This window comes from Methyloceanibacter sp. (assembly GCF_051306395.1).
In the GTDB taxonomy this organism is placed as follows: domain Bacteria; phylum Pseudomonadota; class Alphaproteobacteria; order Rhizobiales; family Methyloligellaceae; genus Methyloceanibacter.
In genome coordinates this window covers 1-10,508 of record NZ_JBPPND010000266.1, presented here as the reverse complement: position 1 = coordinate 10,508, position 10,508 = coordinate 1, and the positions used below count along the sequence as shown (strand labels likewise).

The window sequence follows — 10,508 nt, the reverse complement described above, 5'->3', positions numbered from 1 at the left end:
CTCGTCATCGACCACTCGGTGATGGTGGACGCGTTCGGCTCCGGCGCGGCGTTCCAGTTCAACGTCGATAAGGAATATGAGCGGAACAGCGAGCGATACGCGTTCCTGCGCTGGGGCGCGGGCGCGTTCGACAATTTCCGCGTGGTGCCGCCCGGCACCGGCATCTGCCACCAGGTCAATCTTGAATATCTCGCTCAGACCGTGTGGACCAAGAAGGAGAACGGCGAAGCCAGGCTCGCATTCCCGGATACGCTGGTCGGCACGGACAGCCACACCACCATGGTCAACGGGCTCTCGGTGCTGGGCTGGGGCGTAGGCGGTATCGAGGCGGAAGCGGCCATGCTCGGACAGCCGATCTCCATGCTGATCCCTGAAGTGATCGGCTTCCGGCTCACTGGCGAATTACGCGAAGGCGTCACCGCCACGGATCTGGTGCTCACCGTGACGGAGATGCTGCGGCGAAAGGGCGTGGTCGGCAAGTTCGTGGAGTTTTTCGGCGTGGGGCTCGACCATTTGCCGCTCGAGGACCGCGCCACCATCGCCAACATGGCGCCGGAATACGGCGCGACGTGCGGCTTCTTCCCCGTCGATAAGGAGACGCTCGCTTACTTGAAAGCAACCGCGCGCAAGGACTCGCGCATCGCCCTGGTCGAGGCCTATGCGAAAGCCCAAGGGCTCTACCGCAAGGAGGCCACGCCCGATCCCGAGTTCACCGCCACGGTGTCGCTCGATCTAGGCGACGTGGTGCCGTCGATCGCCGGGCCGAAGCGGCCTCAGGACCGCGTGCCGCTCGACCGCGCGGCGCCCGCCTTCGCCGAGGTGCTCGAGAAAGAATACGGCAAGGGCGCGGAAGCCGGGAAGCGCGTGCCGGTGACGGGAAAGAATTTCGATCTCGGCCACGGTGACGTGGTCATCGCGGCCATCACCTCGTGCACCAACACGTCGAACCCTTATGTGATGGTGGGCGCCGGCGTTCTGGCGCGCAACGCGATCGAAAAAGGTCTGACCGTGAAGCCCTGGGTGAAGACATCGCTCGCGCCCGGCTCGCAAGTCGTCACCGACTATCTCGAGAAGGCGGACTTGCAGGACGATCTCGACAAGCTCGGTTTCAATCTCGTGGGCTATGGCTGCACCACCTGTATCGGCAATTCGGGGCCGCTGCCCGAGGAGATCTCGCATACGATCCACGAGCATGGTTTGGCGGTGGCCTCGGTACTGTCGGGCAACCGCAACTTCGAAGGCCGCGTCAATCACGACGTAAAGGCAAACTATCTGGCGTCGCCGCCGCTGGTGGTGGCGTATGCGCTGGCGGGATCCGTGACGGTCGATCTTGCGACCGAGCCGCTCGGGACTGGGAAGGACGGCAAGCCGGTCTACCTCAAGGACATCTGGCCATCGACCAAGGAGGTGGCCAAGCTCGTGCGCAAGGCCGTGAAGACGTCGATGTTCAAGGAGCGCTATGGCGACGTATTCCGCGGCGATCCGGAATGGCAGGCGATCGAAGTCGCGGGCGGTCTCACCTATGGGTGGGACACGAAGTCGACCTACGTGCAAGAGCCGCCTTACTTCGCCGGCATGTCGGCAGAGCCGGCGCCCGTGACCGATATCGAGGGTGCGCGCATTCTCGGGCTGTTCCACGACTCCATCACCACGGACCACATTTCGCCGGCTGGCGCCATCAGGCAGGATAGTCCCGCAGGGCACTATCTCACCGAGCACGGCGTCGCCGCGCCCGATTTCAATTCCTACGGCTCGCGCCGCGGTAATCACGAGGTGATGATGCGCGGCACGTTCGCCAACACGCGCATCAAGAACCAGATGGTGCCCGGTGTGGAAGGCGGCGTCACCGTGCATTACCCGTCGGAAGAGCGTCTGGCGATCTACGACGCGGCGATGCGTTACGCGGAAGAGGGCGTGCCGCTTGTGGTGTTTGCCGGCAAGGAATACGGCACCGGCTCCTCACGCGACTGGGCGGCCAAGGGCACGCGCCTGCTTGGCGTGCGCGCCGTCATCGCGCAAAGCTTCGAACGCATCCATCGCTCCAACTTGATCGGCATGGGCGTGCTGCCGCTCGTCTTTGCCGAGGACATGTCATGGGAGAAGCTCGGGCTGACCGGCAGCGAGACGGTTTCGCTGAAAGGCATGACCGAGATCAAGCCGGGGCAATGGGTCGAGGCGGATATCACCTATCCCGGCGGCGAGACGCGGGCCGTGCCGCTACAGGTCCGGATCGACACGTTCGACGAACTCGACTATTTCCGGAACGGCGGAATCCTGCACTACGTGCTCCGGTCGCTCGGCAAAGAAGCGGCCTGAAGTCACTGAGTTGTGACCCCAGTTGAGCCGTTTTTCCGGAAATCTCAGGCTAATTCCGGCATTCTAGCAGCCATGAGGCCAGCTACATTCATCGCGCTTGGGGCCGGCGTTCTCTTCGCGGCCGCGTCCGGTCTGCTCGGCCTGTCTGCTTCGAGCCACGCCCAGCCGCCGAAGACGTCGGCATCGCCCATCCTGCTCGAACTGTTCACGAGCCAGGGCTGCTCGTCCTGCCCGCCGGCGGATGAGCTGCTCAACGCGTGGCGCGACAAGCCGGGTGTCATCACCCTGTCTTTCTCCGTCGATTACTGGAACTATCTCGGCTGGCACGACACGCTTTCGAGCCCGGAAAACAGCGAGCGGCAGCGCGACTATGCGCTCGCCCGCGGCGATGGCCGGGTCTACACGCCGCAAATGGTCGTTGACGGCATCACTCATGTAAACGGCGCCAACGAGGCGGCGATCGAGATGGCGTTGCGCAACGCGGAGCGACGCCTCAAGAACGTAAAGGTGCCAATCTCCATGCAGGCCGAAGGCAACAGCCTGGTTGTCGATATCGGCGCGGCGCCGGAAACCTCCGACATGCGCGAGGCGACGGTGTGGCTCGCGGTGGCGAAGGACAAGGAGACCGTCGCCATTTCCCGCGGCGAGAATCGCGGCAAGAAGATCACCTACTCGCACCCGGTGCGTGAGCTCACGCCGATCGGCATGTGGAAGGGCGAACGGATGACGCTGCGCCTGCCGCTGAACGAGCTCCAGACCATCGGCGGCGACTGTCTAGTGGCGATGTTGCAGGTCGAAGGCTCGGGCCCGATCCTCGGCGCCGCAGCCTACGAGCGCGAATAGCCCCGTCGCTTTTTTGCGGTTTCCAAAATAAAAGGGCCGGCTTTCGCCGGCCCTTTTAAGTGGCCTCTAAGAAGTGGGCCCGGTCCGAGAGAAGACCCCGGGGGGCTGGGGGGCTGAGATCCGAAGCCTCTCATATGGACCGGGCCGAGAGGCAACATCTGCAATCATACGAGGTTTTTGGGCGCGCCCTTGACTGAACTTGGGCGGAACTGTGATTTATATTTCGTTTTGTTACAGGCCGTGTGACGCGCCGTGCGGCTTGAATTTCTGTCGGCGGACGGTCATCATGAACGTTCCGTTACAGGAGGCGCGCGTTGAGCGAAACCGAGCCCATAGTCGTGCCGCTGGCCCGCAAGGCTGGCGGCGATCAGAGCCCTTCCGAGGGCGTTTCAAGGCGCGGTGCAATCTCTTTCGACCGCCGCGAACTCTCACAAATCCTCAATGTCTACGGCCGGAAGGTCGCGAGCGGCGAATGGCGCGATTACGCTATCGACACACTGCGCGAGAAGGCCGTGTTCTCCGTGTTCCGGCGCTCGTCGGAGATGCCACTCTACCGCATTGAGAAAACGCCCAGGCTGGCGCGCCGCCAGGGCGCCTATAGCGTGATCGCAGCCACCGGCCTGATCCTTAAGCGCGGCCACGACCTTGCGCGGGTCTTACGCGCGCTCGACAAGGGCTTGCGGCTGGTCGAGGCGTAATCCCTCCCCGTCGAGGGGAGGTATCAGGCAAACAGGCCGGCAGATAAAGAAGAAGCCCCGGAGACGGGGGGCTCGGGGCTTCTTCGGTTCCTTTTGGGGGGAACCTGTGATGGGGAGGGATGCCCATCACAGCTGAAAGATGGGTTGTGCGCCCAGATTTTCAACCGGGACCCCTTGCGCCCCTTGGAAGCAGGCTGAATCCAAAATGAAAGGCCCCGGCGGGATGCCGGGGCCTTTGCCGTTCCGTCGATGGCATTTTGCCGTTAGCGGCGGTCGCCGAAGAGCTGAAGGAGCATCAAGAACAGGTTGATGAAGTCCAGATAGAGCCGCAGCGCGCCCATCACCGCCTTGCGGCCGGACATGGTGCCGTCGTCGTTGGCGCTGTACATCTCCTTGATCTGCTGGGTGTCGTAGGCGGTCAGCCCCGCGAACACCAGAACGCCGATCACCGACACCGCGAACTGGAGCGCGGTTGAGCCGATGAACAGGTTCACCAGCGAGGCGATGATGATGCCGATCAGGCCCATGAACAGGAACGAGCCCCACCCCGAGAGGTCCTTGCTCGTGGTGTAGCCCCAAAGGCTCAGCGCGCCGAACGCGGCGGCGCTGATGAAGAACACCCGCGCGATGCTCTCGCCGGCATAGACCAGGAAGATCGAGGAGATCGAGGCGCCCATGAGCGCGGCGAACACCCAGAAGGCGACCTGGGCCGCGCCCAAGCTCATTTTGCCGATGCGCATCGATAGGTAGAACACCATGGCGAGCGGCGCGAAGATCACCACCCATTTGAAGGCGCTGGCGTACATGAAGTTGCCGAACGGGGTCAGGCCGGTCACGGCTCCGTCAGTGCCAGTCACCACCGACATGGCATAGATCGCGTAGGCGACGACGCCGGTGATGGCCACGCCTGAGGCCATGTAGTTGTAGACGCGGATCATATAGGCGCGCAGGCCTTGGTCGATGACGCCTGCTTCGCGTCCGACCGCCGTGCCTTGCCCATACCGTCTGTCGAGTTCCGCCATGTAAGAGAATCCCTTGGTTCGCGTTGGTCAGAAAGCTAATTTGGCTTGGAATATGGTGGTTTGAGGCTAGTTGCGCAAGATGAAGAGAGCGTGTCCGCCAAGCGGCGAAACCGCCCTTATTCGGCCCTGAGATAGGGCGCCGCCTTGACCGACAGCACCCGCCAGGTAGTGATCGCGCCGACGGCGAGTACCAGCGTCAGCGCCAGCCCGATGGTCTGAAGCGCTGCCCCCGCGTCGAAGACGAACTCGATATCGAAGGCGAAGGTGCAAAGGGCCCAGGCGGTGATGGTGGCGATGAGGATCGCCAGCAGCGAGGTGGCGAGTCCCAGCACGCCGAATTCGAGCAACTCCGCGGTGATGATGCGCCGGCGCGTGGCGCCGAGCGTCTTATAAAGCACGGCGATATATTTCCGGCGCTGCTGGCCGGCGGACACCGCGCCCGCAAGCACCGCGGCGCCGATCAGAAGCGTGAAGCCTGCAGTCGCCTGAATGGCCGCCATGAGCTTGGCCAGCATGACCTTGGCCGCGTTGACGATGTCGCCGATCTTGATGGCGGTCACCAGCGGGAAACGTTCGGCGAGAGACTGAATGATCTTGGCCTCGGTCTCGGCGCTCGTGCCCTTGGGTAGCTCGAGCGTGGTGACCAGGCGGTGCGGCGCGTCCTCTAGCGTATTCGGCGAGAACACCATGACGAAATTGATGGCAAGCGACTCCCAGTCGATCTTCCGCATGCTCGCGATCTTGGCATCGATGTTGCGGCCGAGAATGTTGACCGTGATCTGGTCGCCGAGCTTCAGCCCGAGCCCCTTGGCGAGTTCGCCGTCGAAGGAGACGAGCGGCGGGCCGTCATAGTCTTTCGGCCACCATTCGCCTTCTTCCACTGTCGAGGAGCCCGGAACGCTGTCGGTGTAGGTCAGGCCGCGATCGCCGGAGAGTACCCAGCGCGTGTCCGGCGAGACCTCCGCCTCGTCGACCGAGACGCCCTTTAGCTTGACGATGCGGCCGCGCAGCATGGGCGCATCGTCCATCTTGGCCTTCGGTTCGATGGCTTTGGCGGTCTTCTGGAACGTGGCGAGGTCTTCGGGCTCGACATCGAGGAAGTAATAGGCGGGCGCGTCCAGCTCCACATGGCTCTCGATCTCGGTGAGGAGCGAATGACGGATCAGCGCAACAGCGATCAAAAGCCCCAGGCCGAGCCCCAGCGACACGGCGATGGAGCGGGCAAGCGAGCCCGGCGCGCCGATGCTGGCGAGCGCCAGCCCCCAGGCGGGCGGCTTGGTGCGCCGGAAGCGGGCGGCGAGACGCTGTACCAAAAGCCCAAAGCCGAGCAGGAGCCCGAAGGCGACCACGATGCCGGCGGAGATGGCGGCGGTGACCAGGCGCTCCTCGGACGCGGCGACGGCGAGCACGAACAGGGCCAGCCCGGCCGCCGCGGAACCGAGCGCGAAGGGCGTGGCCGAGCGCTCGCTCCCCTCGGTGAGATGCGCGCGCATGAGCACGGCCGGCGCGATGCGGCTCGCCCGGCCCAGCGGCCACAGCACGAACAGCACCATGGTGAGCAGGCCCGCCAACGCGGCGACGATGAGCGGTATGGGATGGGGCTCGATGGCGAGCGCGATGGGTAGCGTGTCCTCATAGAGCGTGGCGATGGCCAAGGGCGCCAGCGCGCCCAGCACCAGACCGATGGCGATGCCGATCACGGCGAGCATCAGTGACTGGATCAGATAGACGTCGAGCACGAGCCGGCTTGTGGCGCCGAGACATTTGAATGTGGCGATGACGTCGCGCTTCTTCGCCATGTAGCTCTGGATGGCGTTGCCGACGCCGATGCCGCCCAATAGCAGCGCGGTCAGGCCGACGAAGTTGATGAACTGGGTGAAGCGCTCCGCATCACGGCGCAGCGAAGGCGCCGGGTCGGTCCAGCCGAGAATGGCGAAGCCGCTTTGCGGAAACTTGGTCTCCATGTCCTTGCGGGCGGCTGTGAGCTTGTCGCGGTCGGTGCCGGCGTCGTCCGGCATCTTCACGCGATAGGTCCAGCGGATCAGACTGCCCGGCTGCACCAGTCCGGTCTTCTCAAGCGTCTCGCGCGACATCAGAAGCTTCGGGCCGTAGGACAGCCGGTCGGCGAGACGGTCGGGTTGCTCCCCGAGCGTGCCGCCAAGGGTCACTATGGCCTCGCCGATCTTGAGCGTATCGCCGATCTTCACGCCGAGCCGGTTCAGCAGAATGGGTTGGGCCAGCACCGTGTCGGGCTCGCGCCAGGCGCTTCCGGCATCCTGCGGCTCGATCACCGCCACCTCGCCGTAAAGCGGGTATGACGCGTCAACCGCCTTCACCTCGACCAGCGCGCTCTTGCCGTCTTCGGCGCGGGCCATGGCGCGAAAGCTCGCCGACTCGCTGATCTCGCCGAGCGCCTTGAGTGCGGCCAGTTCCTCGGGGTTCGCTTGGCGGTGGATCACCTCGAAGGAAAGGTCGCCGCCGATGAGAAGCCGTCCCTGGTTCGCCAGCGCCTTGTCGAAGGCGGCGGCCAGCGAGCCGATGGCGGCCACGGCGGCGACGCCGAGCGCGATGCACAGCACGAAGACCACAAGTCCACTCGCGCCTGCGCGTAGCTCCCGCATGGCGATGGTGAAGGCGAGAGGCAGCCGTGTGGAGGCGGACGGCACCTCAGCTGTTGTCGCGGCGGCGGTCACGAGGCCTTCACACGGCGCTTGGCGCCGCCCTTGACGATCTGCCCGTCGGCAAGGCTCACGGTCCGGTCGCAGCGCTTGGCGAGCTCACTGTCATGGGTGATGAGCAGGAGCGTGGCGCCTGTGCGCTCTTTGAGCGTGAATAGAAGGTCCATGACTTGTGCTCCGGTCGCGAGATCGAGATTGCCGGTGGGCTCATCGGCAAGGATCAGTGCGGGCTTGGTGGACAGCGCGCGCGCAATGGCGACGCGCTGCTGCTCGCCGCCGGAGAGCTGGCCTGGAAAGTGGGACTCGCGATGGGACAGCCCGACATCGTCCAGGGCCTCCCGCGCAATCGTGAAGGCGCCGTCCATGTCCAAGAACTCCATGGGCAGAGCTACGTTCTCGATGGCGGTCATGGTCGGCACCAGATGGAAGGACTGGAACACGATGCCGATCTTGGCGGCGCGCAGCCGCGCCAGGCCGTCCTCGTCCAGCGTGCCCAGATCGGCGCCGGCCACGGTGACCTTGCCGGCCGTGGCGCGTTCCAGCCCGGCGATGACCATGAGAAGCGTTGATTTACCGGAACCGCTGGGGCCCACCACCGCCACAGCTTCGCCCGAAGGAACGATTAGATCGATGCCGCGCAGGATGGCGACGGCGCCGGCGCGCGAGGGCAGCGTGACATGTACGCCGTCAAGCTCTATGGCGGGGCGTTGTTGCAAGGTCTGGTCCATGTGCGGAAGGTCACCGTCGGAAGGGCTGGCAGGGTAGCCGCATTAGAGAACGTCAAACAGGTCGAAAAGATGAAACTTCGTATCGCCCGCCTGGGCCTTCTCGCCGCAGCCTTGCTGTTTGCCTCTGAGGTTGATGTCTCGCGGGCCGAGCCGAGCGAGACCGTCATCGTCGCGCTGGGCGATAGCCTCACGGCGGGCTACGGCCTGCCGCAGGATCAATCTTTCCCGGCGCAGCTTGAGGCGGCTTTGAAGGCGCGCGGCCACACTGTCAGGGTCGTGAACGCGGGCGTATCGGGTGACACCGCGCTAGCCGGGTTGCAGCGCCTCGATTGGGCGATCCCGGAAGACGCCGACGCGGTGATCCTCGAACTTGGCGCGAACGATGCCTTGCAAGGTCTTCCGCCAGACCGCACCAAGGCGACGTTGGGCAAGATCATCGAGACTATTCAGGCGAAAGGCCTGCCCGTGCTGCTGACTGGCATGGAAGCGCCGCGAAATCTCGGCAAGGACTACGTCGCCGCGTTCGGCGCGATGTATCCGGGTCTTGCCGCCCAATATGACGTGATCCTCTATCCCTTTTTTCTTGAAGGCGCCGCGCTCAATGACAATTTGATGCTGAAGGACGGCATCCATCCCAACGGCAAGGGCGTCGCCGTCATTGTCGAGAACATGTTGCCGAAGGTGGAAGCGCTGTTGGCGCAGACCCAAGCAAAGGGAGAAGGATAGATCGTGTCCATGCGTTGGAGACTTGCATGAGAGCGCTGCTGGTCGCACTTACCGTCTTGTTCGCGCCGCTGACCGCGCATGCTGGCGAAGTTGCCACGAATTTGTCGGAGTGAGCATGCGAGAGTGCTCGGCGCATGGTCGTTTGCCCGATTCGGTCTGGAAGAGATGAGCTCACCTCTGAAACAAATTGCGGCGCTGCCGATCGTGGAGACGGCCGAAGGGCCTTTGGTCCTTCTCATCACCACGCGGGGGCGCGGCCGGTGGACGATCCCCAGGGGCTGGCCGAAGCCGGACATGGCCGACGCCGATCTGGCCGGGCAGGAAGCGGCCGAGGAGGCGGGCGTCGAGGGCGATATCGAGCCCGAGCGCCTTGGGTCTTTCGAGTACACCAAGCGGTTCCATCTCTTTTCCTGGGCCAAGTGCCGCGTCGACGTCTACGCCCTTCGGGTACGCTGCCAGCAGCTTGATTGGCCCGAGAAGGCGGCGCGGAAGACCCTGTGGGTCCCGCCGGAAGAGGCTGCTTCGCTGGTGGCCGACGACGAGCTTTCGGCGCTTTTGAGTGATTTTTTCCGCCAGAAAGCCGCGTAAATCGCCAGATGGACGCGCCCGCTTCGGTTTGACACGCCTCCCGTTGAAAACCCCGCGGCGCGGTTGTGGCGCTCTGCAAGACCCCGTATGACCCTCCTGTGATGGATTTTGGGGGAAACTGAGCGCATGACGCTGCGGGACGACAGCGCGCCCGGCGCGCGCGTGGACAAAGTCCGGAAGACGTCCCTCGACAAGGATCTCCGCAAGATCGAGCGGCTGGAGGAGGCGACCCGCGCCGTCTCCCGCAACCGGCTCACCCTCGGCATCGCCGTGCTCTTTCTCGCCACGGCGGGCGTGCTCGCCAGCAGCCAGATCGGCGCGAGTCAGAACGCCGTTCTGATGGTCGTGGCCGCGGTGATCGGCGGCTATATGGCGCTGACCATCGGCGCCAACGACGTGGCCAACAATGTCGGCCCGGCGGTTGGGGCGCGAGCGCTGACCATGACGGGCGCGCTCGTCATCGCCGCGATCTTCGAGTGCGCCGGCGCGCTGATCGCTGGCGGGGACGTGGTCCAGACCATCTCCAAAGGCATCATCGATCCGGCGCTCGTGGGCAGCAGCGACGTGTTCGTCTGGGTGATGATGTCGGCGCTGCTCGCTTCTGCGCTGTGGGTTCACCTCGCCACGTTTCTCGGCGCACCCGTCTCGACGACCCACGCCATCGTCGGCGGTGTGCTCGGCGCCGGGGTCGTGGCGGTTGGCGTCGATGTTGTCGATTGGTTCGTGGTGACCTCGATCTTTGCGAGCTGGCTGACGTCTCCGCTTATTGGCGGTGTCATCGCGGCAGGCGCGCTCGCCTTCATCAAGGTCAACCTCATCTACCAGGAGGACAAGATCGCCGCCGCGCGCCGCTGGGTGCCCGTCTTGGTGGCGCTTATGGCGGCGATCTTCGCGGCCTATCTCGTGGTC

The 10,508-nt window shown here is 64.5% G+C and carries 9 protein-coding genes; 6 read left to right on the top strand and 3 right to left on the bottom strand.

The window, feature by feature from the left end:
• The 3 genes from acnA to ACSLE4_RS14375 form a co-directional block, all read left to right on the top strand.
• Positions 1 to 2,316: aconitate hydratase AcnA (gene acnA / locus ACSLE4_RS14385; RefSeq protein WP_435905115.1), on the top strand; the 2,316-nt coding region annotated here is incomplete at its 5' end.
• Positions 2,317 to 2,388: 72 nt separating this feature from the next.
• Positions 2,389 to 3,159 carry a DUF1223 domain-containing protein gene (locus tag ACSLE4_RS14380; RefSeq protein ID WP_435905114.1) on the top strand — a complete coding sequence of 257 codons (771 nt, stop codon included), beginning with the start codon at positions 2,389 to 2,391 and terminating at the stop codon, positions 3,157 to 3,159.
• Positions 3,160 to 3,503: 344 nt separating this feature from the next.
• Entirely contained in the window at positions 3,504 to 3,857 is a 354-nt protein-coding gene (locus ACSLE4_RS14375) for a DUF2794 domain-containing protein (protein WP_435905116.1), read from the top strand.
• Between the two features lie 263 nt (positions 3,858 to 4,120).
• Here the strand turns inward: ACSLE4_RS14375 and ACSLE4_RS14370 are convergent, their stop codons facing one another.
• From ACSLE4_RS14370 to ACSLE4_RS14360, 3 genes are all read right to left on the bottom strand, one after another.
• Positions 4,121 to 4,879 carry a Bax inhibitor-1/YccA family protein gene (locus tag ACSLE4_RS14370; protein WP_435905113.1) on the bottom strand — a complete coding sequence of 253 codons (759 nt, stop codon included), beginning with the start codon at positions 4,877 to 4,879 and terminating at the stop codon, positions 4,121 to 4,123.
• A 116-nt stretch (positions 4,880 to 4,995) separates the two neighbouring features.
• Entirely contained in the window at positions 4,996 to 7,572 is a 2,577-nt protein-coding gene (locus ACSLE4_RS14365) for an ABC transporter permease (protein WP_435905112.1), read from the bottom strand.
• Entirely contained in the window at positions 7,569 to 8,285 is a 717-nt protein-coding gene (locus tag ACSLE4_RS14360) for an ABC transporter ATP-binding protein (RefSeq protein WP_435905111.1), read from the bottom strand. The genes ACSLE4_RS14365 and ACSLE4_RS14360 overlap by 4 nt, the downstream gene beginning before the upstream one ends.
• A 69-nt stretch (positions 8,286 to 8,354) precedes the next feature.
• Here ACSLE4_RS14360 and ACSLE4_RS14355 point away from each other — a divergent pair, with 69 nt between their 5' ends.
• The 3 genes from ACSLE4_RS14355 to ACSLE4_RS14345 all read left to right on the top strand — a co-directional run.
• Positions 8,355 to 9,011 carry an arylesterase gene (locus tag ACSLE4_RS14355; protein WP_435905110.1) on the top strand — a complete coding sequence of 219 codons (657 nt, stop codon included), beginning with the start codon at positions 8,355 to 8,357 and terminating at the stop codon, positions 9,009 to 9,011.
• Positions 9,012 to 9,176: 165 nt separating this feature from the next.
• The gene (locus ACSLE4_RS14350) at positions 9,177 to 9,599 is read left to right on the top strand and encodes an NUDIX hydrolase (RefSeq protein ID WP_435905109.1); all 423 of its coding nucleotides are present in this window, start codon (positions 9,177 to 9,179) and stop codon (positions 9,597 to 9,599) included.
• A 126-nt stretch (positions 9,600 to 9,725) separates the two neighbouring features.
• Positions 9,726 to 10,508 (top strand): inorganic phosphate transporter (locus tag ACSLE4_RS14345; RefSeq protein WP_435905108.1); only part of this gene is annotated, 783 nt, incomplete at its 3' end.

Coding starts and splice junctions, on each gene's coding strand:
- ACSLE4_RS14380 (WP_435905114.1), top strand. CDS start 2,389: ATGAGGCCAGCTACATTCATCGCGCTTGGGGCCGGCGTTCTCTTCGCG.
- ACSLE4_RS14370 (WP_435905113.1), bottom strand. CDS start 4,879: ATGGCGGAACTCGACAGACGGTATGGGCAAGGCACGGCGGTCGGACGC.
- ACSLE4_RS14360 (WP_435905111.1), bottom strand. CDS start 8,285: ATGGACCAGACCTTGCAACAACGCCCCGCCATAGAGCTTGACGGCGTA.
- ACSLE4_RS14355 (WP_435905110.1), top strand. CDS start 8,355: ATGAAACTTCGTATCGCCCGCCTGGGCCTTCTCGCCGCAGCCTTGCTG.
- ACSLE4_RS14350 (WP_435905109.1), top strand. CDS start 9,177: ATGAGCTCACCTCTGAAACAAATTGCGGCGCTGCCGATCGTGGAGACG.